Raw genomic sequence first — 24,608 nt, forward strand, 5'->3', positions numbered from 1 at the left:
AGTAGAATAATTAATTACATTAGGATCGTTGGGGGTAACGGATGAAGAAAGCTTTTCGCATAAAGAAGAATGAAGAGTTCTCTCTAGTATTTAATAAAGGAAAGTCCGTTGCTAACCGTCAATTTGTCTTGTATGCACTTCATAAAGAAGGACAACCTCATTTTCGGATCGGCTTATCGGTTAGTAAACGAATAGGTAACGCGGTTATGCGTAATCGAATTAAAAGAGTCATACGTGAATGGTTTAACCAGTATGAAGATAAGTTAATGCAAGATAAAGACTATGTTGTCATAGCTAGAAAACCTACAGCTGAAATGGATTTTTTTGAGATGGAGAAGAGTTTAATTCATGTATCTAAAAAAGCTGGGGTGTTTAAAAAGGATACTATACATAGTAGAAATTAGACGGTACTCAACCTTTTTGTATAATATAAAGTAGATTGGTGAATGACAAGGAGGAAATTTAGGTGTCAAGAAAGCTTGGTTTAACCTTGTTGCTTGTCAGTATGCTTGTGCTTCTTACGGGGTGTTTTAACCTAGAAGAACCAATCAATGCTGAAAGTACTGGTGTTTGGGATCGCTACCTTGTATATCCATTATCTTGGTTAATCATTTATTTTGCAGATTTTTTTAATGATAGTTTTGGTTTGGCTATTATAGTAGTAACTATTTTACTACGAACATTAATTTTACCGTTAATGATCAAACAAACTAAGAGTGCAAAGGCAATGCAAGCGATACAGCCAGAAATGCAAAAGCTACGTGAAAAATATAGTGCAAAAGATCAAAAAACACAGCAAAAGCTTCAGCAAGAAACGATGAAAATGTTCCAGGAAAAAGGAGTTAATCCTTTAGCTGGATGTTTACCTTTATTTATTCAAATGCCAATTTTACTTGCATTTTATCATGCAATTATGCGTACAGAAGAAATTGGTCATCAGCAATTCTTGTGGTTCTATCTTGATGTTCCTGACCCAATTTTACTTCCGTTGATCGCTGGTGTTACGACATTTATCCAGCAAAAGATGATGATGGTAACGGACAATCCGCAAATGAAAATCTTATTGTATATGATGCCAATTATGATTTTCGTGTTTGCGATGTTCTTCCCAGCAGCGTTAACGTTGTACTGGGTAGTAGGTAACTTATTTATGATTGTACAAACCTACTTTATTACAGGTCCTAATGTAGGAAAAAAAGATGAGCCAGCAAGTGCAGGAGGAAAGAAAAAGTGAAAAAAGTGACTGCATCTGGAAAAACAGTAGAAGAAGCTATTGAAAAAGCATTAGTTGAACTAAACACAACGCGAGAAGAAGTAGAGGTTCAAGTAATAGAACAACCTCAAAAAGGGTTGTTTGGGCTTTTTGGTGGAAAGCCTGCACTGGTTGAAGTTGAAAAAAAGCCAGATTCCATCGAAGAAGCTATGAATTTTCTCAATGTTTTATTTGAAAAAATGGGTGTTCAAGTTGATATCGTTGTAAAACCTGAAAATAGAGAAACTGTTTTTGATTTACAAGGTGAGCATATTGGAACACTGATTGGAAGAAGAGGACAAACGTTGGATTCGCTTCAATATTTAGTGAATTTGGTCGCTAACCGCAATTCAGATGGCTATTTACGTATTCGACTAGATGCAGAAAACTATCGTGAACGGAGAAAGCAGTCGTTAGAGCAATTAGCTGACCGACTTGCTAATAAAGCAATCCAAACGAAAAAAACGGTCAAGTTAGAGCCTATGCAAGCTCATGAACGTAAAATCATTCACACTGCACTTCAAAACATAAATGGGATCGCAACACACTCTGAAGGACAAGAGCCGAAGAGATATATTGTGATTAATCCGCGATAAAAAAATAAGTCATGTAAAGTGGCTGCGCAGCATAACTCATACGCTGTGCAGCTACTTTTTTGTGTTTTGGGGGCTTTTTTAATGACATTGTTAAGCGGAGCTGCTACTAAAGTGTAATGTCTAGCCAAACCAGTGTTCAAAAAATAAGAGGAAGGGATGGAACGACGACTAAACGAGCTTTATAGTGACGGAGTGTTGCGTTTTTAAGGTGGTGCGGGGACTAAACGGGCTCAATAGTGACGGAGTGCTGCGTTTTTAAGGAGGAACGGGAACCAAACGAGCTCAATAGTGCCGCTGTGCTGTGTTTTTAAGGAGGAGCGGGAACTAAAAGGTCTCAATAGTGCCGCTGTGCTGCATTTATAACAAGGAACGGGAACTAAAATGCCGACGAGTAATTATTTAAATAACAGGATAAAGAACAAAAATTATTTATCCACATGTGGATAGTTTTTCTTAGCACATTATAGGTTAAAATAGAATGAGGGTTGTTGATATCTTTTTTTGAACGGGAATATGTGGTATTCTATTTTTTTAGGGAAGTGTATTGAAACGAGACTAATGAAAGTTATTATAAAATAAGATTTTTTGGCAGAATTGAGGTGACCAGATGGAGTTTGATACAATTGCCGCAATTTCCACACCGATGGGAGAGGGAGCGATTGCGATCGTTAGATTATCAGGTGACGATGCGATCCAAATTGCGGATAAGGTATACAAAGGAAAACATCGATTAAGCGATGTTGAAAGTCATACGATACATTATGGATATATTATGGACCCTCAAACGGAAGCAAAAGTTGAGGAAGTCATGGTTTCTGTTTTAAAAGGACCAAGGACATTTACTAGGGAGAATATTGTCGAAATTAATTGTCATGGTGGATTAGTTTCGGTCAATCGAGTATTGCAACTTGTCTTAAATGAAGGAGCCCGTTTGGCCGAGCCTGGTGAATTTACAAAAAGAGCTTTTTTAAATGGAAGAATTGATCTATCGCAAGCTGAAGGAGTTATTGATTTAATTCGTGCGAAAACAGACCGAGCGATGAATGTAGCTCTAGGGCAGTTAGATGGTCGACTTTCAAAAAAGATTAAGACGTTACGCCAAGCGCTACTTGAAACGGTGGCACACGTCGAAGTGAATATTGATTACCCAGAATACGATGCAGAAGAAATGACAAACAATCTTTTGCTAGAAAAAGCCCAGTTCGTGCAAAAGGAAATAGAAAAATTATTAGAAACAGCAGCACAAGGAAAAATTTTAAGAGAAGGTTTAGCAACGGCAATTATTGGACGCCCGAATGTTGGGAAATCTTCATTATTAAATAGTTTAGTTCATGAAAATAAAGCAATTGTTACAGATATTCCAGGGACAACAAGAGATGTCATTGAAGAGTATGTTAATGTAAGGGGCGTTCCGCTACGTCTAATTGATACAGCGGGGATCCGTGAAACCGAAGATATCGTTGAAAAAATCGGTGTCGAGAGATCAAGACAAGCTTTAAAAGCAGCACAACTGATCCTGTTAGTATTAAATTATAGTGAAGAGCTAACGAAAGAAGACGAAGCTCTCATGGAAGCCATCGAAAATATGGATGCTATTATTATCGTTAATAAAACAGATTTAGAACAAAAAATCGATCTTGAACGTGTGAAAGAACTGTCAAAAGACCGATCGATTGTCACTACTTCTTTATTACGAGATGAAGGCGTTGATGAGTTAGAAGAAGCGATCAAGGAACTGTTTTTTGTAGCGGGTATTGAAGGAGAAGACGTAACCTATGTGTCGAATTCAAGGCATATTGCTCTTCTAACTCAAGCGAAGAAATCCGTCGGAGAGGCCATTCATGCAATTGAAAATGAAATGCCAGTCGATATGGTACAAATTGATATAACTAGAACTTGGGAGTTATTAGGTGAGATAATCGGTGATAGTGTCCACGAAAGCTTAATTGATCAACTATTTTCCCAATTTTGTTTAGGTAAATAAGAAAAGGAGCTGAAAACCACATGCAGTATCAAGGTGGTGAGTTTGACGTAATCGTCATTGGTGCGGGTCATGCAGGCTGTGAGGCTGGCCTTGCAGCAGCACGAATGGGAGCTCAAACGTTAATTTTAACTTTAAATTTAGATGCAGTAGCCTATATGCCGTGTAACCCTTCAGTAGGAGGACCTGCCAAAGGGATCGTCGTACGAGAAATCGATGCCTTAGGCGGAGAGATGGGACGTAATATAGATAAAACCCATATCCAAATGCGTATGCTTAACACAGGAAAAGGCCCTGCAGTTCGTGCATTACGAGCCCAAGCAGATAAATTTATGTACCAGCATGAAATGAAGAAAACCATCGAGGAAGAGGGAAATTTATTACTTCGTCAGGGAATGGTTGATCGTTTAATTGTAGAAGACGGAGTTTGTAAAGGTGTCATTACAAACACAGGTGCAGAGTATCGTTCTAAAGCAGTAATTATTACAACTGGAACCTACCTAAGAGGAAAAATTATTCTTGGTGATTTAGCATATGAGAGTGGTCCAAACAATATGCAGCCTTCAGTTAAGCTTTCATATCATCTTAAAGAATTAGGGTTTGATTTGGTGCGTTTCAAAACAGGAACACCGCCACGCGTTAATAGTAGTACAATTGATTACTCAAAAACAGAAATCCAGCCAGGGGATGATACTCCTCGAGCTTTTTCATACGAGACGACAAAATATATTACCGATCAGTTACCGTGCTGGCTAACATACACGAGTGAACAAACACATCATATTATTAATGATAATTTACACCGTTCGCCGATGTATTCTGGTGTCATTGAAGGTACAGGTCCGAGATATTGTCCTTCAATTGAAGATAAGGTGGTTCGTTTTAATGATAAACCACGTCACCAAATTTTCTTAGAACCCGAAGGTCGAAATACAAGGGAAGTCTACGTACAAGGTTTTTCAACAAGCTTGCCTGAAGAGGTACAATTAAAAATGTTAAAGACGATTCCAGGTCTAGAAAATGTTCGCATGATGCGGCCAGGTTATGCAATTGAGTATGATGCAATTGTACCGACGCAGTTGTGGCCGACTCTTGAAACAAAAAAAGTTTCAGGTTTATTTACAGCGGGACAGATTAATGGAACATCTGGTTATGAAGAAGCTGCAGGGCAAGGGGTTATTGCAGGAATTAATGGAGCCCGTTATTCCCAGGGAAAAGATGGTATTATCCTTGACCGTTCCCAAGCTTATATCGGTGTACTCATTGATGATTTAGTGACAAAAGGAACAAATGAACCATACCGTTTGTTAACATCACGTGCAGAACATCGTCTGTTACTTCGACATGACAATGCAGACTTAAGGCTAACAGAGCTAGGTTATGAAATTGGTTTAATTACAGAAGAGCGCTATGAGCGATTTAAAGAAAAGAAACTGTTGATTGAAAAAGAAAAGGAACGTTTAGAAACGGTTATGATTAAGCCAAGTGATGAAGTTCAATCATTATTGGTGGCTGCGCAGTCATCTCCATTACAAGATGGAGTCCGTGCAGCGAACTTATTAAAAAGACCTGAGATCAACTATAAAATAATAGAGCAAATGGTCCCAGCCGATGGTGAGATTTCTGATGATGTGGCTGAACAAGTAGAAATTCAAGTTAAATATGAAGGTTATATTGAAAAACAATTACAGCAAGTAGAACGAGCAATGAAAATGGAAGACAAAAAAATCCCAGAAGACCTAGATTATCAGGCGATTTCTGGATTGGCGACCGAAGCTAAGCAAAAGTTAAGTCAAGTTCGTCCTTTATCTGTCGGTCAAGCTTCTCGTGTATCAGGAGTAAATCCAGCTGATATTTCGATATTGCTTGTTTATTTAGAGCAAGGAAAATTAGCAAAAGTAAAACCATCCTAACATACATGGAGGAACTATGAGTAAAGATCAATTTCAGCAAATGTTAGAGGAGAAGGGGATTACTCTTTCTCCAACACAATTAGAACAATTTAATAAATATTACCATACACTTGTTGAGTGGAATGAGAAGATGAACTTGACGGCCATTACTGAAGAGAATGAAGTGTATTTAAAACACTTCTTCGATTCAATCTCAGCTGCCTTTTATTATGACTTTTCAAATGAGCCCTATAAAATCATTGATGTTGGAGCAGGGGCAGGATTTCCAAGTATACCTCTAAAGATTTGTTTTCCTCACCTTCATGTCAGTATTGTAGACTCTTTAAATAAGCGTATAGGATTTTTAAATCACTTAGCTGAAACGTTAAACTTAGACAATGTGTCTTTTTTCCATGATCGTGCTGAATTATTTGGGAAAAATAAAGACCATCGTGAAAAGTATGATGTTGTAATGGCGAGAGCGGTAGCAAGAATGCCTGTGCTTACAGAACTTTGTCTACCATTAGTAAAAGTAAATGGAACGTTTATTGCGATGAAGGGCGCTGGAGCAAACGATGAATTGCAAGAGGGGAAGAAGGCAATTTCATTACTGGGTGGTAAGCTGGTCAAAGATGAACGTTTTGTTTTACCGATCGAAGAAAGTGAACGTCACATTATTATAGTAGACAAAATAAAAACAACACCAAACAAGTATCCAAGAAAACCAGGTACTCCAAATAAACAACCTATCGTATAAAGGAATGAGCTGTTGTTAGGCTATAAGCGGATCGGAATGAAGATATAGTTACAACAGCTCGAATTTTTGACTGTAATTTTAATCATCCAAATGGAAAATTAATACAGTTCTGACTTACTTTATATACCGGTAATTTTTAACAAATGATATAATTATACTATTAATATGATAAACTTTTTTCATAGAATATAATCAAATTGTTTCACGTGAAACACCTAATCTAACAATAAATACTTGACGTGAAGCTTTAAATCAAGATATAAAAGACTTATAGATATAAGCAGGAATATTGTATGATCTTATCGAAATAAATACTATATAATAGACGGTATTATTCAGAAGGTGGTGTCAGGCGATGAAACAGCCGTTTTCACGCCTATTCGGCTTCGGAGAGAGAAATGAAGAAGAAGTGGAAACAGGTGAAAAGAAAGACAGTGAAGTAAATGAGGAAAGAGAAGAAGTAAAACAGATTCCTATTCATGAAATTGTTCCAAATCGGTTTCAACCACGTACTGTTTTTGATAATGAAAGAATTGAAGAATTAGCACAAACTATTAAAACTCATGGTGTTATCCAACCGATTGTAGTTAGAAAACGTGATGATCAATATGAAATAATTGCCGGGGAAAGACGTTGGAGAGCAGTAACTAGTCTAGGTTGGGAAACGATCCCTGCTATTATTAAAGAATTTAATGATTCGCAAACAGCATCTGTTGCATTGATTGAGAACCTTCAACGCGAAGGTTTAACAGCTATTGAAGAAGCAATTGCTTATGCTAAGCTTCTGGAATTGCACGGATTAACTCAAGAAAGTCTTGCACAAAGACTTGGAAAAGGCCAATCAACTATCGCAAATAAATTAAGACTGCTTAATTTACCGCAGTCTGTTCAAGATGCCATTTTAGAAAGAAAAATTACAGAGCGGCATGCCAGAGCTTTAATTTCTTTGAAAAACCCTGAGTTACAAGAACAGATATTAGAAGAGATTATTGAAAAAGGCTTAAATGTAAAACAAACAGAAGAACGGGTAAAGGCTAAACTAGAAGCAACTGAAGCTCCTAAAAAGAAAAAGCCTAAACATAAACTATATTCAAAGGATATGCGAATTGCAATGAATACCATTAGACAATCGGTGGATATGGTTATGAAGACGGGGCTAGACGTTGATACAGCAGAAGAAGAAAATGATGAATTCTACCAATTTACGATACGGATCCCAAAAAAGTAATCTATCTTTATGATAGGTTATTTTTTTATAGCATTTTATTTAACAGTGCTTTTATATACTGCAGGGCACTTTTGGCAGGCCCTCCAGCGCTTGTCGCCAATAATCGGGCGCTTCCGCTTTTCGATGTCTAGCTGCAGGCGTCATCGGCTCGAGGTCGCTTCGGTCCATCAACGTGTCCAAAGAACGGACACTTTTGTTGGCCCTCCAGCGCTTATCGCCAATAAACGACGCCTTCCGTTTTTCTATATAGGAGAATTGAAGGAAAAAAGTAAAAATTTTAAATTAAAGAAAACAATAAAAACATTTCATGATAGAATAAAATTGTAAGTGTGTTTTAGAGAAGAAAGAAGGTGTCAGGATGGGGAAGATCATTGCGGTGGCCAACCAGAAAGGTGGGGTTGGAAAAACAACAACTGCAGTTAATTTAAGCGCCTGCTTAGCATATATCGGAAAAAAAGTCTTACTTGTAGACATCGATCCTCAAGGAAATGCTACCAGTGGTACTGGTGTCGAAAAAGGCGATGTTGATCAATGTGTTTACGATATTTTAGTTGAAGATGTTCCTGCTCATGAAGTAATTAAAGTAACAAATGTAGAAAACCTACATATTATTCCTTCTACCATACAGCTTTCTGGTGCAGAAATAGAGTTAGTTCCTACTATTTCAAGAGAAGTTCGTTTAAAACGAGCATTACTTTCAGTAGCTGAAGAATATGATTATATGATCATTGATTGTCCACCTTCATTAGGTTTATTAACTATTAATGCTTTAACTGCAGCTGATTCAGTGCTTATCCCTGTTCAATGTGAGTACTATGCATTAGAAGGGTTAAGCCAGTTATTAAACACGGTGAGGTTAGTTCAAAAACATTTAAATACAGAATTAGAAATAGAAGGTGTCTTACTAACTATGTTAGACGCTAGGACTAATCTTGGAATTCAAGTCATCGATGAAGTAAAAAAATACTTCCGAGAGAAAGTTTTTCAAACGATTATTCCAAGAAATGTTCGACTTGGTGAAGCGCCAAGTCATGGAAAACCTATTATTATCTACGATCCGAAATCAAGAGGTGCAGAAGTCTATTTAGAATTAGCAAAGGAAGTGGTAGCTGATGGCCAAAGGGTTAGGTAAAGGGCTTCAAGCTTTTTTTCCGGAAGCAGCTAATGAAAAAGAAGAGAAGGTTAAGGAAGTAAGGGTGGGCGATTTACGTCCCAATCCATACCAGCCTCGAAAGCATTTTTCGGAAAAAGCAATTGAAGAATTAAAAGAATCGATTCAAAACCATGGAATTCTTCAACCGCTAATTGTTAGAAAAAGTATAAAAGGCTACGAAATAGTAGTAGGTGAGAGAAGATATAGAGCTGCAATCGAAGCTGGCCTTGAAACAGTTCCCGTTGTTGTTAGAGATTTAACAGAAGAGAAGATGATGGAGTTTGCCCTTATTGAGAATTTACAACGGGAAGATTTAAATCCAATCGAAGAGGCCATTGCCTATGAAAAACTAATGCAACATTTACAAGTCACTCAAGAACAATTAGCTATTCGATTAGGTAAAAGCCGGCCTCATGTAGCCAATCACCTTCGCTTGTTACAACTACCAAACTTAGTGCAACAACTCATTCAAGACGGGAAATTGTCAATGGGGCATGGCCGTGCGTTATTAGGTTTAAAGGATAAAAGTTCACTGTCTTCAATTCTTGAGAAGGTCATGAAGGAGAAGTTAAGTGTACGCGAGTTGGAAAGGCTCGTCCAAAAGATCAATGACAATGTTTCACGTGAAACAAAAAAACAAAAAGAGACGAAATCTCCTTTTTTAAAGTCAAGAGAGGAATCATTACGAAATTATTTTGGGACATCGGTTACGATAAAAAAAGGTAAGAACAAAGGTAAGATAGAAATTGACTTTTTCTCTGAAGATGATTTAGAACGGATATTAGTCTTATTAGATAGGGAAACTGAATGATAACAAATTGAAAGAAGAGTCATCAAATATTGGTGGCTTTTCTTTGTCTTTTTAGTAATTATATGGTAAGTAATATGGGTGTAAGAAAAGACTTAGAAGTATTATACTGTTTTCGAATGATGAGCTCTAATCAACGGAAGTCAAACAATATGTTTTTATTACAACCTCGTTTATAAAGTATATGGTAAGTAGGTGAACAATATGAGCTACATTTATTTTGACCAAGCTGCTTCGTCGTTTCCAAAACCAGAAAAGGTTGGACAAGCGGTCCTAGAAGCGATTACTGAATATGGAGCTAATCCAGGTAGGGGAGGGCATTCTCTAGCAGTACGTGCAAATGATGTTATTTTTACAGCACGAAAAAAATTAGCTGAGATGTTCGGTGAGAAAAACCCAGCAAATGTTTGTTTTTATATGAATGCAACACAGGCACTAAATCAAGCAATACAAGGAATTCAATTTGAAGCTGGAGATCATGTCATATCAACAAGCTTTGAACACAATTCTGTGAGACGTCCCTTGGAAAGAGTGAAGGATACGAAAGGTATTTCTATTTCATATATTCAACCAGATGTAGATGGTAAAAGGTTGTTTGAATTATTTGAAAATGAGATTAATGAGCGAACGAAGGCGATTATTGTTAGCCATGGTTCGAATGTTACTGGAACGATCCTACCGATTGAAAAAATAGGCCAGATTGCTAAGGCACATAATCTTCTATTCATAGTAGATGCCTCACAAACTGCAGGAGTATTACCAATCGATATGAAAGAAATGAATATTGATGTGCTTGCATTTCCTGGACATAAGGGCTTAATGGGACCACAAGGAACAGGTGTCCTTATTGTAGGAGACCACGTCGATTTAGTTCCGTTAATTTATGGCGGGACAGGTAGTCATTCTGAAGACGTTGGCCAGCCGCAAAAAAGACCAGAGCGATATGAAAGTGGTACGTTAAATACTCCTGGAATTGCTGGACTTTTAGCTGGAATAGAGGAAATTAACAGAATAGGTTTGAGGAAAATTTATGAACATGAGGCTGAGCTAACCTCTTATTGTCTTAATAGACTAAATGAAATAGAGGGTATTTATATTTTGGGTCCAGATGGAAATACCAATCGATTAGCAGTTATTTCATTTACTATTGAAGGCATTGATATTCATGAAGCTGCGATGATTTTAGACCAACATTATCAAATTGGAGTCCGTTCTGGTTTGCATTGTTCGCCATTAGCTCATTCCTTAATAGGGACCAATGAAATAGGAGCTATTCGTGTGAGCTTTGGGCTGTATAATACAATAGAAGAAGTGGAACGTTTTATAGAAGCTGTTAAAGAGATAAAATCTTTCTTTTAATCGCTTTTATGAAAAAAAGAAAGAGATTGTGCTAAAGGTGGAGAAACTATGGTTTTATTAGGTACGATTGTCAATGGCGTGGCAATTATTTTAGGGGCATTGTTAGGATCGCTTATTAAAAATATTCCAGAGCGAGTAAAATCAACTGTCATGCAAGCTATTTCATTGGCTGTTATTGTTTTAGGAATAAATATGGGGTTAAAAAGTGATCAATTTCTTATTGTCATTGGTAGTTTAGTGGTAGGTGCATTGCTTGGAGAACGCTGGGATTTAGAAGAAAAATTAAATCGTTTAGGTAAGTGGTTAGAAACGAAAGTAGGGGCAAAAGAAAGTGGAGGAATTGCCAAAGGGTTTGTAACGACTACCTTAATCTATGTTGTAGGTGCAATGGCGATTATTGGTGCTTTAGATAGTGGTTTACGTGGAGATCATTCTGTATTATATACCAAGGCAATGCTTGATGGATTTTCAGCAATTATTTTTACTTCAGCCTTAGGTATAGGTGTTATTTTTTCAGCAATCCCCGTGATGATTTATCAAGGAGCCATTGCATTATTTGCGACACAAATTGACCGATTCATACCTACAGAGTTAATGGATACTTTTATCGTTGAAATGACAGCTACTGGTGGAATTATGATTATCGCGATTGGATTAAATATATTAGGGCTGACGAAAATTAGGGTAGCGAATTTACTACCTTCGATACTGGTTACAGCTATTTTAGTAACATGCGTATATTATTGGAACTCAATTATTGCCTTTTTCTCATTTTTTGGGTAAAAAAAGAAACTCATCTATTACAGATGAGTTTCTTTTCGTTCTCGTAGAAAAATACTAGGTTTTAACGTTTGTAATAGACTTGTTTTTTTCTCTGGCCGTTCGGAGAGAGTATGATCTGTTAAATATAAGCTAGAAGCAACAAGGTTAGCCATTTTCATCACGGTATGCAATCTTGTATTCTGTAAGACAAAATATTCCATCATTCCACCAACATTAACTATGCCAGTAATGTGCATATTTCCGACTTCTGGCAATTTCTTATTAACAGCAGCACCTGGTTTAACAGGGCCCTTAGCAACAGTAATATGCCCAACACTATTTAAACGTCCCAGGCATGCATCGATACCGATGATATAAGGGTTTCTATGATTCTGATCGATTTCTGATAGTTTTTCCTCAAGATTGACAGCGTGGACAGGGTGTTCGAGTGTTCCGTATACCGTAAATTTTGATAAATGCTTTTCGGAAAGCTTCGTACCAATTAAAGGACCTAAAGAATCTCCCGTTGAACGATCTGTACCAATGCAAACAATGACTAGATCACGATGCGCGTGCGGGCTTAATATTTCACCAAGTTGTTCTGAAATCGAATGTTTTGCATTAGGCTCATCCATATGAAAACGAGAAGGAGGAGCTTTTTTAGGAAAAATATTTCGATTAAGAATCATATATTTCTCTCCTTTGCAATAGTAGTAACAGTATACGGATATTTTTTCCTTTCTATACATAAAGAGAGAAGAAAAGGTAGCAAAGATATAGAGGCTATGGAAACTATCCTTTCTGTTTTGCTAAAAGTACAAGCATTGGAAGGAGAGACATTGAATTGGTGACTAATGGACTAAAATGGTTATTTTTAATTATTGGTACGATGATAGGAGCAGGGTATGCTTCTGGAAGAGAACTGTGGGAATTTTTTGGGAGTGAAAGTGGACTAGCAATTATACTATTTGCCATTTTGTTTATTGTGAGTTGTACAGTTATTTTAAAAATCAGCTACAAGTTTCAATCTTCTCACTATATTCCAGTATTGCAAACGTTGATGGGAAAGCAGTTTACTAAAGTATATGATGTAATGATTGTCCTTTATTTGTTTTCTACAACAGTTATTATGCTTGCAGGTGGAGGAGCTACGTTAGAAGTCATTCATTTACCTTATTGGTTCGGAATTGGTATCATTTGTAGTTTGCTTATTTTACTATTCGTATGGGATACAAAAGGAATGACATCAATGAATGCATTTGTTATTCCCATTTTAATTATTTGTTTGTTAACCGTTCTGTTTGCCTTCCAATACATGAAGGGCTTTCCCTTTGAAATTTCATTGAGTGAACAAAGGAACTGGCCTGCGGCTTTAACCTTTACAGCTTTGAATATTTTACCCTTAATTGCCGTTTTATCAGCGATTGGAAAGGAAATTAAACATGAAGGTGAAATCTGGATAGCGAGTATTGGGAGTGGAGTCATTTTAGGAAGCATCTCATTTTTATATAATGAGTCGTTGCTTCAAGTGGCTGGGGAAATCATTTTGTATGAAATTCCACTTTTCGCTATTTTAAAGCATTATCCTTATTTCATGGTTTTACTTATGTCAGGATTGTTATGGATTGCTATTTATACGACAGCAGCAGCTGGAGTTTTTGGCTTAGTGTCAAGATTTAGAGAGTATGTTAAGTTACCTGTATGGCTTCTAGCTACAATACTCTTAATGACAATGGTCCCGCTCACGACATTTGGTTTCTCAACACTCATTTCCATCTTGTACCCATTATATGGTGTTTTGAATTTATATGTTTTGGCTGCGATCCTCCTTTATCCGATATTGCGGAAGGGAACATTCAGTAAATAAATACCTTTACCAAATTCCTTCTTTTCATTATAGTAGTGTATAATAATGAAAAATGGACGAACGTCTCTTGGTAGAGGAGGTCGATTCATGAGCGATAAAAATTTTGAGATTAATGATGTTGTTGAAATGAAAAAAGCCCATCCATGTGGAGAAAATCGTTGGAAGATTATACGGATGGGAATGGACATCCGTATAAAATGTCAAGGCTGTAACCATAGTGTAATGCTGCCCAGAAAAGAGTTTAGTCGAAAATTAAAAAAGATCATTGAAAAAGGCGAACAATGATCACGAACAGGAAGTGGACTATTTAAAGTCGTAGAACCCATGGATAGTAAAATGTACGATATTTTACTATTTGTCTACAAATGAGGGGGATACGGCTGGTCAGCTTCTTGTTTTTTTTTTGAACTATCTCTATAATTGTGAAAGGTATAAAGATAATGGCGATATTATGCAATTTTTTAATCTAAAGGAAGTGATGACCGATGGCTTTAACAGCTGGTATTGTCGGTTTACCGAATGTTGGTAAATCAACATTGTTTAATGCAATAACACAAGCAGGAGCAGAATCTGCAAATTACCCGTTCTGTACGATTGACCCGAATGTTGGAATGGTTGAAGTACCAGATGTTCGTCTTAACCGATTAACAGAGCTCGTACAACCGAAAAAAACAGTACCAACAACGTTTGAATTCACAGATATTGCTGGAATTGTTGAAGGAGCAAGTAAAGGTGAAGGTTTAGGAAATAAATTTTTATCTCATATTCGTCAAGTGGATGCAATTTGTCACGTTGTTCGCTGTTTTGAAGATGAGAACATTACTCATGTTGCCGGTCGAGTAAACCCTATTAATGATATTGAAGTAATCAATTTAGAATTGATTTTAGCTGATTTAGAATCAGTTGATAAACGAATCGATCGCGTAGGAAAAATGGCGAGACAAAAAGATAAAGAAGCGATGTTAGAGCATGAAGCTCTATTAAAGCTTAAAGAAGCATTCGAGAATGAAAAACCAGCTCGAAGTGTAGAGCTTACAGAAGCGGAAGCAAAGGTTGTTTACGGACTTCACCTATTGACGATGAAGCCAGTTTTATACGTAGCCAATGTTAGTGAAGAAGATTTACTAGGTGACGATAACGAATATGTAAAAATGGTAAAAGAGTTTGCTGTAAGTGAAAACTCTCAAGTAATTGTTGTCTGTGCAAAAATTGAATCGGAAATTGCTGAGTTAGATGGTGATGAAAAAGCGATGTTCCTAGAAGAGTTAGGCATTGAAGAATCTGGTTTAGATCAGTTAATTCGTGCATCTTACCATCTTCTTGGTCTTCGTACTTACTTTACGGCTGGCGTTCAAGAAGTTCGTGCATGGACGATTAAGCAAGGAATGAAGGCACCGCAAGCTGCAGGTGTCATTCACTCTGATTTTGAACGTGGATTTATCCGTGCTGAAGTTGTTGCTTATAATGACCTTGTGGAAGCAGGGACAATGGCAGTAGCGAAAGAAAAAGGGAAAGTTCGCCTTGAAGGAAAAGAATATATTGTCGAAGATGGAGACGTAATTCACTTCCGTTTTAACGTTTAAACTTTTAAAGTAAGTATAGCAAGCGGACGAGTTACCACAGGATGTAGTGACTTCGACGTTCCCACAGGACGTGGGGCTCTTAGTCGAAGGTCTTCTACCGACAGCAATTTTCCCAGACTTTTCGAATATGCTCTTAAAAGCTTGTATAGTACAAGCCACTCTGGTATAATACTTCAATGTGAGTAAATTACATTTGTTTTTTGCTCCTTGCTCCGTTGATGGAGCCGTTAGACCAAAAGGAGGTGACGAGGAATGCGTAAATACGAAATCATGTACATTATTGCGCCAAACCTTGATGAAGCTGCTACAAAGGAGCTAGTTGAGCGTTTCAATGGTGTATTAACTAATAATGGTGCTGAGATCGAGAAGGTTGAAGAAAAAGGTAAACGTCGTTTAGCTTATGAAATCAATGACTTCCGCGAAGGTTATTATGTTTTAATTAATGTAATGGCTAATCCAGAAGCAATTGCTGAATTCAACCGTCTAGTTAAGATCAACGAAAACATCATTCGTTTATTAATCGTTAAAGACGAACAATAAAAATTAAAAGTTCATTAGAAACTTTTGAACTTTTACTAGAAGAAGTGAAATATTGGGAGGGGTTCTGATGATTAACCGTGTCGTCCTTGTCGGGCGTCTAACAAAAGACCCAGAGTTACGTTATACTCCAAATGGTGTAGCAGTAGCGAACTTTACTCTTGCTGTGAATCGACCGTTTTCGAATCAGCAAGGTGATCGTGAAGCTGACTTTATTAACTGTATCGTCTGGAGAAAGCCTGCTGAAAATGTAGCAAACTTCTTGAAAAAAGGTAGTCTTGCTGGTTTAGAAGGTCGTATTCAGACACGTAGCTATGATAATAATGAAGGTCGCCGAGTTTATGTGACAGAAGTTGTCGCTGATAGCGTACAATTTCTTGAGCCAAAAGGTTCAGGTGGTGGCGGCGGTGGCGGTGCTCAAGGCGGAAACGACTTTTATAGCCGTGGACCAGCACCAACTGGCCAAGGAGGATACGGTCAACAGAATCCTAATCGTAACCAATCTCGATTGGACGAGGATCCGTTTGCATCAGATGGTAGTAGCATTGACATTTCTGATGATGATTTACCATTCTAGTTGTAGACAAAACTCCCATGACTGGACAAAAAGTGGATTGAATATATAAATCTAATATGAAGGAGGAATTACAATGGCTCGTAGAGGACGTGGACCAAAACGCCGTAAAGTATGTTACTTTACTGTAAACAAAATCGAGAAAATCGATTACAAAGATACTGATCTTCTTAAGAAGTTCATTTCTGAGCGTGGTAAAATCTTACCTCGTCGTGTAACTGGTACTTCTGCAAAATACCAACGTCAATTAACTACTGCAATTAAGCGTGCTCGTCAAATCGCTTTATTACCGTACGTTAATGAAGTTAACTAATAATTACTAATTATTAACTGTTAGGCATGGTAGAGAATTAAATCTCTCTACCATGCCTTTTTGTTTTGTTTTTATTTCAGTCGAATTTAATTTATATCAACAATATCCTTTACAGTGCTTTTTGCTAAGCCCTTATATGAAGAATGAATATATACAGGTTGGTCAAAAATAATAGTAAAGGAGGATAGGAAATGAAAAAGCTTTTGATTGTAGGAGGTTTAGTATTAATATTGTGCGGTAATTTATTCGGTGCTGTTTATTCTAGTATGTTTTTACCGACAGTAAAGAAAGAACAGAATGAAACGTTAAAGAATGCGATTGAAATTGCTTCAGAGTCAGCAACTGGAGCTTTACGAGAAGTGGATAAATATGTAAATAAAACATTGTTTGGAGGTAGGAGTAGTAACTTTCATAGTCATATGACACTAATAGGAGTTCTTGCTCTAACACTCTCCTCTGTTGTTCAATACTTTAATCTGTCAGAAGTGATGCTTAAACTAGCAATTGTTTTGTTGTTAGTAGGTGGAGCTTTTCTACCATCTGGTATATTTATTGAAATGTGGTCAATACAATTAGGATCAGGTATTTCAATGTTTGGTGGAATGTGTTTATTATTATCGATTACCATTTTTTTAATAGGGGCCATTCGAATGAAAAAGGTTATAGACAGTGAAAAGGAAGAAAGTGGTTAATTACTGAACAAAAAAAGGTTTATTTTTTCATTAGCCATAATTGATTTACATAGTAATTAGTATTCAATATCATAATCGGTTACTCAAAGTAAGGCGCTAGAATGTACCAGAGGAGTTTCAGAAAAAAACGTGCATCTAATGAATGTTCTATAGCACAGAGGAATAGCTTATCATTCTACTGTGCTTCTTTTTCTGCTATAGAAATAGATTGCTTTCTTTAATTTTAATTCAAACTAAGGTAAAATAGATGAGATAAAAAAGAGAGGTGAAAATGTGAAGAAAACAAATGCCTTAACCGAAGGGGCACTATTAGCTGCTCTTTTTGGGATCGGTGTAATTGCACTTATCTTTGTACCGTTTATTTCAATGATCTTAATTTGGTTCATGCCAATTCCATTTATTATTTATGTTCTCCGCCACGGCTTAAAGCCTGGTGTCTTGTTTTGGGTTGTAACGATTTTTATTACATTCATTATTGCGGGACTAGCTGGGCTTCCAATACCTCTTTTCTTTGGATTAGGTGGTTTAGTAGTAGGGGAGTTGTACCGGAGAGAAAAGTCAGGATTAGCTGTATTATTAGGTGGTAGTTTAACGTATATTGTTAGTATTATCATGTTATTCATTATGAGTATTGTCTTGTTAGGTATACATCCATTACATACAACTCAAGAGCTTATGCGCCAGTCGATCGAAACCGCTGAAGGTATGTTGATAGGAATTGGTCAAGATCCAAATGAACAATTACAACAATTCCATGAATTTATTAATATGATTGGTGAATTAGGACCTTTAATTATTGTTATTATGGGGGTAACGGCAGCTCTAATCACACAATTATTCTCACGTTTAGTCGTGAAGCGATTTTTTCCAAATATACCTCCGCTTCCGCCATTTAGAGAGTGGACGTTTCCAAAGTCATTTTTATGGTATTATTTAATTGTATCCATTGTCGTATTAATTGGAGTTCCTGAAACTTCTTTTATTTATATTGTATTAATTAATCTGTTCCCTTTACTTGGCTTCGTAATGGTCATTCAAGGGTTGTCATTTTTATTTTACTACTGTTATGTAAAAGGTGTACCGAAAGTGGTTCCTATTATCATCACAGTATTTACACTACTTCTACCAATGTTCTTATTTTTAATAAGAATATTAGGTATCATTGATTTAGGCTTTGAATTACGAAAAAAAGTGAAGAAATAAAAAGTTAGCAATTTAAAGTAGGAGTTGACAATATGCCTAAGTTCTTGATGAAACGGTGGCATGGTTATCACGTTATTTCCTTGTTTACTGTAGCGGTGCTTTTCATCGGAATATTAACATACTATCAATGGCAACTTGGGATTATAGGCTTTTTTCTTCTAGGTGTTTTATTGATCTATACGATTCAAGCGAGAATCTCTTTTGAACAACAGTTAGAAGATTATATATCTACGCTTTCGTATCGTATTAATAAGGCGGGCGAAGAAGCTGTTACCAAATTGCCGGTAGGAATACTACTATATAATGAGGAAAATGTCGTGCAATGGGTCAATCCGTACATAAATCAAATATTCGGAGATACATTCATTGGAAAGCCATTAGGAGACCTTTCTGAACATCTTCTATCGATTAGAGAAGAAGAAAAAGAAGAAGGCTTAGTTTCATTAAACGACCGTTTTTTCCAAATTGAGCTAAAAAAAGATGAGCGACTGTTTTATTTTTTTGATGTGACTGAAACGGTTCAAACGAAAGAAATGTATGAAGAAGATCAAACAGTTGTTGGTTTAATTTATTTGGATAACTATGATGAAGTTACTCAAGGTATGGATGATCAAGTTCGCAGTAAATTGTCGAGTCAAGTGACAGCTACCTTAAATAAGTGGGCAAGTGATTACGAAATTTTACTTAGACGAACTGGTTCAGACCGATTTTTGGCTATCTTTAATAAACAAACACTCCAATTAATCGAGAAGACGAAGTTTGGAATCCTTGATGAAATTAGAGAAGTAACAGGAAAAGAAAAAATCCCAATTACCTTGAGTGTCGGAATTGGCAGTGGTGACGGAACCATTAGGGAGCTTGGTGCACTTGCTCAATCCAGTTTAGATTTGGCACTTGGTCGTGGTGGTGATCAAGTAGCCATTAAAGAAAAGAATGGTAAAGTTCATTTTTATGGTGGGAAATCGAATGCGATGGAAAAACGCACTCGTGTAAGAGCTCGTGTGATTTCTCATGCTTTACGAGACTTTGTTGTAGAGAGTAATAAAGTTATTGTAATGGGACATAAGAACCCTGATATGGATGCAATTGGTGCGGCTATTGGGGTTCTAAAAATTGCTGAAGTCAATGGAAAAGATGGTTACATCGTCTTAGACAGGGATGAAATACATTCAGATGTGCAAAAGTTAATGGAAGAAATTGAAAAACATGATCACCTTTGGTCGCATTTTATTTCACCAGAAGAGGCTGTGGAAATAGCGAATGACCAAACCCTTCTTGTTGTTGTTGATACTCATCGACCATCGCTCGTCATCGAACCCAAACTATTAGATCGTGTCGATCGTGTGATTGTCTTAGACCATCACAGGCGGGGAGAAGAGTTTGTTACGGACCCAGTTCTAGTTTACATGGAGCCATATGCATCTTCTACGGCGGAATTAGTTACAGAGTTACTAGAATATCAACCAAAGAAACTAAAAATGGATATTCTCGAGGCGACAGCGCTATTAGCTGGAATTATTGTTGATACGAAGAGCTTTGCAGTCAGAACAGGCTCACGTACATTCGATGCTGCTTCTTTCTTAAGAAGAAATGGCGCTGATACGGTTCTCGTTCAGAGATTACTTAAAGAAGATATGGATCAATATGTTCGACGAGCAAAGTTAGTTGAGTCGGCGCTTATTTACCAAGGTGAAATAGCTATTGCCAAAGCAGCTGAAGATGAGGTTTATAGTCAAGTCTTAATTGCACAAGCGGCAGATACTCTTTTAACGATGGATGGTATTGCAGCAGCCTTTGTTATTTCAATGCGTCAAGATGGACGTATTGGGATTAGTGCTCGCTCTTTAGGAGAAATAAATGTCCAGCTCATCATGGAGCAATTAAAGGGTGGCGGGCATCTAACGAATGCAGCTACACAACTAGATGATATTTCTTTAGATGAAGCTGAAGACCTGTTAAGAGATGTAATCGATGAATATTTAAAAGGGGGAAGTTAAGGATGAAAGTTATTTTTCTTGAGGATGTAAAAGGTAAAGGGAAAAAAGGAGAAGTAAAAAATGTTGCTGAAGGTTATGCACGAAACTTCCTTTTCCCACAAAATTTAGCTGTTGAGGCTTCACAGGGAAATGTTAAAAACCTTGAAGCACAAAAGAAAAGTGAGTCAAAGAAAGCTGCTGAAGAATTGGCAGATGCGAAAAAATATAAAGAAGAACTTGAAAGTATCACTGTAGAAATTCAAGCGAAAAGCGGTGAAGGTGGCCGTTTATTTGGAGCCGTTTCTACGAAGCAAATCGCTGAAGAGCTTGCAAAAATGAAGAAAAAAGTAGATAAGCGTAAGATTATGCTAGATGATCCAATCCGTGCACTAGGGTATACGAATGTTCCGATTAAAATACACCCTGAAGTTGTTGCGACTGTAAAGGTTCATGTTAAAGAACAATAAGAATAACATTAATGTAATATACAAAAATGGTTGATTTTAATAATCAACCATTTTTATGTTTTATGGTAGAATATATTTCTAAGAAGAAATATGACTAAGATGGATATCAGTTCATCCATACTTAACAATAAATAGAGCTACAGAGCTACTAATAGAGAGAATTGCTTTAAAAAGTGTGTTACAAGGCGAGGAGGAATCTTAATGAGTGATTTATTTGCTGACCGTACCCCTCCCCAAAATATAGAAGCGGAGCAGGCTGTACTTGGTGCAATTTTTTTAGAAGAGCAAGCTTTAGTCACTGCGTCTGAACGTTTAATTCCCGAAGATTTTTATCGATCCGCTCACCAACGAATCTATGAAGTTATGCTTAATCTTGCTGAAAAGGGAGAGCCTGTTGATCTAATTACTGTAACTTCTGAACTTCAAGACCGTAATTGGTTAGATGATATTGGTGGAGTCTCCTATTTAAGTGACTTAGCTAACGCGGTACCAACAGCGGCTAACATTGATTATTATAGTAAAATAGTTGAAGAGAAATCGTTATTACGAAGACTAATACGTGTGGCGACGAATATTGCCGCAGATGGTTATACAAGTGAAGACGAAGTTGATGCTATTTTAGATACTGCCGAGAAAACAATTCTTGATGTAGCACAGCGCAAAAATTCTGGTGCATTTATCTCAATAAAAGACGTTCTTGTTGAGACGTATGACAGAATTGAAATGCTTGAAAAGCAAACAGGTGATATTACAGGTATCGCAACAGGGTTTGTTGAACTCGATCGAATGACAGCTGGGTTCCAACGAAATGACCTGATCATTGTTGCAGCTCGTCCTTCAGTAGGTAAAACAGCCTTTGCTTTAAATATTGCTCAAAATGTTGCCACAAAGACGGATGAGAATGTAGCAATTTTTAGTCTTGAGATGTCAGCTAGTCAGCTTGTTCAACGTATACTGTGTGCAGAAGGAAATATAGACGCACAAAAGATGAGAACAGGACAATTAGAGCCTGAAGATTGGCAAAAGCTAACGATGGCCATGGGGAGCCTTTCAAAAGCAGGGATCTATATTGACGATACTCCTGGTGTAAAAGTAAATGATATTCGTGCAAAATGTCGACGCCTCAAGCAGGAAAAAGGCTTAGGGATGATTTTAATTGATTATTTGCAGCTTATTCAAGGTAGTGGAAGAGGCGGCGAAAACCGTCAACAGGAAGTTTCTGAAATCTCTCGTACATTAAAAGCAATTGCGAGGGAATTAGAAGTGCCGGTTATCGCTCTTTCACAGTTATCACGTGGTGTAGAATCTAGACAAGATAAACGGCCGATGATGAGTGATATTCGTGAATCGGGAAGTATCGAGCAGGATGCCGATATTGTTGCCTTCTTATATCGTGATGATTACTATGATAAGGAATCAGAGAACAAAAATATTATTGAGATTATTATAGCAAAGCAACGTAATGGTCCCGTTGGTACTGTCGAGCTTGCTTTCGTTAAAGAATATAATAAATTTGTTAACTTAGATCGACGTCATGATGAAAGTAGTATTCCACCTGGAGCGTAGAAATATATAGACGAACTCAAATCTAATCGAGGCACCTTAAGTGACACAAAATAAATGCGATTCAAACGCGTAGTATTTCGTGGTAAACTGAGGAAAGCTAAGGTTAGTTGAGTTCGTCTTTTTTACTTGCTTTAAATCCCTAACCATGTAAATTTAACGAACAAATGAATAAAAATTATTAAATAATGTTCGGGTTTTATTGACTTTAGGAAAGTAAATTGTTAAACTAGCTATGGTTTGAGTAAGATCACTAATATTTACACAACATACATAGAGGTGTAAAAGCAATTGTGGAGGTGCACATATGTCATCAGTAGTAGTTGTTGGAACGCAATGGGGAGACGAAGGAAAGGGTAAAATTACAGACTATCTTTCTGAAAAAGCAGAAGTAGTTGCACGCTATCAAGGTGGAAACAACGCAGGACATACAATTGTTTTCAATGGAACGAAATATAAGCTACATTTAATTCCTTCAGGGATCTTTTATAAAGATAAAGTATGTGTAATTGGAAATGGTATGGTTATCGATCCAAAAGCACTAGTTGAAGAATTGAAATATTTACATGACCGCGATGTCGATACAAGCAATCTTCGTATTAGTAACAGAGCACATGTCATTCTTCCATATCACTTAAAATTAGATATTGTAGAAGAAGAGCGTAAAGGTGCAAATAAGATTGGTACAACAAAAAAAGGAATTGGTCCAGCATATATGGACAAGGCTGCGCGAATTGGTATTCGAATTGCGGATTTACTTGATCGTGAAGAGTTTGAACAAAAAGTTGATCGTAATTTAGAAGAAAAGAACCGTATGTTTGAAAAATACTACGAAGTTGAAGGCTTCAAAAAAGAGGACTTCCTTGATGAGTATTATGAATATGGTCAGCAAATTGCGCAATACGTTTGCGATACGTCAGTTGTTTTAAATGACGCATTAGATGATGGACGACGCGTATTATTTGAGGGTGCACAAGGGGTTATGTTAGATATCGACCAAGGTACATATCCTTTTGTTACATCATCTAACCCGATTGCTGGGGGAGTTACTATTGGTTCTGGAGTAGGACCATCAAAAATTCACCATGCAGTTGGAGTCTCTAAAGCTTATACAACACGTGTAGGTGATGGACCATTCCCAACTGAACTTCACGATGAAATTGGTGATCGTATCCGTGAAGTAGGAAATGAGTATGGAACAACGACTGGTCGTCCTCGTCGTGTCGGTTGGTTTGACAGCGTTGTTGTCCGCCATGCCCGCCGTGTTAGTGGTTTAACTGATTTATCATTAAACTCAATTGATGTATTAACAGGCATTAAAACATTAAAAATTTGTACAGCTTATAAGTATAAAGGCGAAATCATCGAGCAATTCCCAGCTAGTTTAAAAGTACTTGCTGAATGTGAGCCAGTGTACGAAGAGTTACCAGGTTGGGATGAAGATATCACAGGTGTTCGTTCATTAGATGAACTTCCTGCTAATGCACGTCATTACGTTGAACGTGTGTCGCAGCTAACAGGAATTCCGTTAACGATCTTCTCAGTCGGGCCAGATCGTAATCAAACAAACTTAATTCGTGGTGTTTTTGTTTAAAAGTTAACCATTAAGGCAAGAATGGGTAAAGACTCATTCTTGCTTTTATTTTTTGAAAAAAAACTATTGAAATTCGACTGATTTTGCAGTATTCTATTAAAGGTTGTTCAAGAGTGCTTTGAAAAGAGCTCAAGTGGCTTAAAAAAATTAAAACTTTTTTTGAAAAACACTTGCTTAATAAAATAATTTATGTTAATATAATTCTTGTCGTTAAGAAACGACAGCGAGTTAAATTAACACATTGAGAGCCATTAGCACAGTTGGTAGAGCAACGAGCATAGGTATCTCGAAATACTACGAGTTGTTTCGACGCATTAGCCTCGAAGAAATACGAGTAGAGGAAGAAACATCAGTTTGAATAATCATCTTTAATCTAGGAGCCATTAGCTCAGTTGGTAGAGCATCTGACTTTTAATCAGAGGGTCGAAGGTTCGAGTCCTTCATGGCTCAC

24 protein-coding genes and 1 tRNA gene are annotated in these 24,608 nt (G+C 37.0%); 24 read left to right on the forward strand and 1 reads right to left on the reverse strand.

Annotation, left to right across the window (positions count from 1 at the left end):
- The first annotated feature begins 41 nt into the window (after positions 1-41).
- The 11 genes from rnpA to GKP30_RS22090 all read left to right on the forward strand — a co-directional run bounded on the left by rnpA (position 42) and on the right by GKP30_RS22090 (position 11,809).
- Positions 42-404 carry a ribonuclease P protein component gene (gene rnpA / locus GKP30_RS22040; RefSeq protein WP_216831625.1) on the forward strand — a complete coding sequence of 121 codons (363 nt, stop codon included), beginning with the start codon at positions 42-44 and terminating at the stop codon, positions 402-404.
- A 62-nt stretch (positions 405-466) separates the two neighbouring features.
- Positions 467-1,234 (forward strand): YidC family membrane integrase SpoIIIJ, encoded by a 768-nt coding sequence (gene spoIIIJ / locus GKP30_RS22045; protein WP_216831626.1) that lies wholly within the window; start codon positions 467-469, stop codon positions 1,232-1,234.
- Positions 1,231-1,848, forward strand: a complete 618-nt coding sequence (gene jag, locus GKP30_RS22050; RefSeq protein WP_216831627.1) for an RNA-binding cell elongation regulator Jag/EloR — start codon at positions 1,231-1,233, stop codon at positions 1,846-1,848. Before spoIIIJ ends, jag begins: the two co-directional genes overlap by 4 nt.
- Before the next feature lie 607 nt (positions 1,849-2,455).
- Entirely contained in the window at positions 2,456-3,832 is a 1,377-nt protein-coding gene (mnmE, locus tag GKP30_RS22055) for a tRNA uridine-5-carboxymethylaminomethyl(34) synthesis GTPase MnmE (RefSeq protein WP_216831628.1), read from the forward strand.
- 20 nt (positions 3,833-3,852) lie between these two features.
- Positions 3,853-5,742 (forward strand): tRNA uridine-5-carboxymethylaminomethyl(34) synthesis enzyme MnmG, encoded by a 1,890-nt coding sequence (gene mnmG / locus GKP30_RS22060; protein WP_216831629.1) that lies wholly within the window; start codon positions 3,853-3,855, stop codon positions 5,740-5,742.
- 16 nt (positions 5,743-5,758) lie between these two features.
- Positions 5,759-6,478 carry a 16S rRNA (guanine(527)-N(7))-methyltransferase RsmG gene (gene rsmG / locus GKP30_RS22065; RefSeq protein ID WP_216831630.1) on the forward strand — a complete coding sequence of 240 codons (720 nt, stop codon included), beginning with the start codon at positions 5,759-5,761 and terminating at the stop codon, positions 6,476-6,478.
- A gap of 355 nt (positions 6,479-6,833) precedes the next feature.
- Positions 6,834-7,706: a nucleoid occlusion protein gene (gene noc, locus GKP30_RS22070; protein ID WP_216831631.1), complete on the forward strand. Its 873-nt coding sequence runs from the start codon at positions 6,834-6,836 to the stop codon at positions 7,704-7,706.
- 358 nt (positions 7,707-8,064) lie between these two features.
- Positions 8,065-8,838 (forward strand): ParA family protein, encoded by a 774-nt coding sequence (locus GKP30_RS22075; RefSeq protein WP_216831632.1) that lies wholly within the window; start codon positions 8,065-8,067, stop codon positions 8,836-8,838.
- The gene (locus GKP30_RS22080; RefSeq protein ID WP_216831633.1) at positions 8,819-9,670 is read left to right on the forward strand and encodes a ParB/RepB/Spo0J family partition protein; all 852 of its coding nucleotides are present in this window, start codon (positions 8,819-8,821) and stop codon (positions 9,668-9,670) included. The genes GKP30_RS22075 and GKP30_RS22080 overlap by 20 nt, the downstream gene beginning before the upstream one ends.
- Before the next feature lie 201 nt (positions 9,671-9,871).
- The gene (locus GKP30_RS22085; RefSeq protein WP_216831634.1) at positions 9,872-11,026 is read left to right on the forward strand and encodes an aminotransferase class V-fold PLP-dependent enzyme; all 1,155 of its coding nucleotides are present in this window, start codon (positions 9,872-9,874) and stop codon (positions 11,024-11,026) included.
- A gap of 48 nt (positions 11,027-11,074) precedes the next feature.
- The gene (locus GKP30_RS22090) at positions 11,075-11,809 is read left to right on the forward strand and encodes a DUF554 domain-containing protein (protein WP_216831635.1); all 735 of its coding nucleotides are present in this window, start codon (positions 11,075-11,077) and stop codon (positions 11,807-11,809) included.
- Positions 11,810-11,826: 17 nt separating this feature from the next.
- Here GKP30_RS22090 and yyaC read toward each other — a convergent pair whose 3' ends face one another.
- Positions 11,827-12,477, reverse strand: a complete 651-nt coding sequence (yyaC, locus tag GKP30_RS22095) for a spore protease YyaC (protein ID WP_216831636.1) — start codon at positions 12,475-12,477, stop codon at positions 11,827-11,829.
- Between the two features lie 155 nt (positions 12,478-12,632).
- Here yyaC and GKP30_RS22100 point away from each other — a divergent pair, with 155 nt between their 5' ends.
- The 13 genes from GKP30_RS22100 (at position 12,633) to GKP30_RS22160 (ending at position 24,607) form a co-directional block, all read left to right on the forward strand.
- The gene (locus GKP30_RS22100) at positions 12,633-13,655 is read left to right on the forward strand and encodes a YkvI family membrane protein (protein WP_216831637.1); all 1,023 of its coding nucleotides are present in this window, start codon (positions 12,633-12,635) and stop codon (positions 13,653-13,655) included.
- Positions 13,656-13,742: 87 nt separating this feature from the next.
- On the forward strand, positions 13,743-13,940 hold the full coding sequence (locus tag GKP30_RS22105; protein WP_216831638.1) for a DUF951 domain-containing protein: 198 nt from the start codon (positions 13,743-13,745) through the stop codon (positions 13,938-13,940).
- Between the two features lie 200 nt (positions 13,941-14,140).
- A complete protein-coding gene (ychF, locus tag GKP30_RS22110; RefSeq protein ID WP_216831639.1) occupies positions 14,141-15,238 on the forward strand; it encodes a redox-regulated ATPase YchF in 1,098 nt (365 codons plus the stop codon).
- 252 nt (positions 15,239-15,490) lie between these two features.
- A complete protein-coding gene (gene rpsF, locus GKP30_RS22115) occupies positions 15,491-15,778 on the forward strand; it encodes a 30S ribosomal protein S6 (protein ID WP_216831640.1) in 288 nt (95 codons plus the stop codon).
- A 67-nt stretch (positions 15,779-15,845) separates the two neighbouring features.
- On the forward strand, positions 15,846-16,352 hold the full coding sequence (gene ssb, locus GKP30_RS22120) for a single-stranded DNA-binding protein (RefSeq protein ID WP_216831641.1): 507 nt from the start codon (positions 15,846-15,848) through the stop codon (positions 16,350-16,352).
- 73 nt (positions 16,353-16,425) lie between these two features.
- The gene (gene rpsR / locus GKP30_RS22125) at positions 16,426-16,662 is read left to right on the forward strand and encodes a 30S ribosomal protein S18 (protein WP_209125205.1); all 237 of its coding nucleotides are present in this window, start codon (positions 16,426-16,428) and stop codon (positions 16,660-16,662) included.
- Between the two features lie 191 nt (positions 16,663-16,853).
- Complete coding sequence (locus GKP30_RS22130) at positions 16,854-17,354, forward strand: hypothetical protein (protein WP_216831642.1); 501 nt, start codon at positions 16,854-16,856, stop codon at positions 17,352-17,354.
- A 273-nt stretch (positions 17,355-17,627) separates the two neighbouring features.
- Positions 17,628-18,557 (forward strand): YybS family protein, encoded by a 930-nt coding sequence (locus tag GKP30_RS22135; RefSeq protein WP_216831643.1) that lies wholly within the window; start codon positions 17,628-17,630, stop codon positions 18,555-18,557.
- Positions 18,558-18,589: 32 nt separating this feature from the next.
- Positions 18,590-20,554 (forward strand): DHH family phosphoesterase, encoded by a 1,965-nt coding sequence (locus tag GKP30_RS22140; RefSeq protein ID WP_216831644.1) that lies wholly within the window; start codon positions 18,590-18,592, stop codon positions 20,552-20,554.
- 2 nt (positions 20,555-20,556) lie between these two features.
- Positions 20,557-21,000 (forward strand): 50S ribosomal protein L9, encoded by a 444-nt coding sequence (gene rplI, locus GKP30_RS22145; RefSeq protein ID WP_216831645.1) that lies wholly within the window; start codon positions 20,557-20,559, stop codon positions 20,998-21,000.
- Positions 21,001-21,201: 201 nt separating this feature from the next.
- Positions 21,202-22,566: a replicative DNA helicase gene (gene dnaB, locus GKP30_RS22150; protein WP_216831646.1), complete on the forward strand. Its 1,365-nt coding sequence runs from the start codon at positions 21,202-21,204 to the stop codon at positions 22,564-22,566.
- A 304-nt stretch (positions 22,567-22,870) separates the two neighbouring features.
- Positions 22,871-24,157: an adenylosuccinate synthase gene (locus GKP30_RS22155; protein ID WP_216831647.1), complete on the forward strand. Its 1,287-nt coding sequence runs from the start codon at positions 22,871-22,873 to the stop codon at positions 24,155-24,157.
- Between the two features lie 377 nt (positions 24,158-24,534).
- A tRNA-Lys gene (locus tag GKP30_RS22160) sits at positions 24,535-24,607 on the forward strand.
- The last annotated feature ends 1 nt before the right edge of the window (position 24,608 follow it).

This window comes from Alkalihalobacterium elongatum (assembly GCF_019024285.1).
Classification (GTDB): domain Bacteria; phylum Bacillota; class Bacilli; order Bacillales; family Bacillaceae_F; genus Alkalihalobacterium; species Alkalihalobacterium elongatum.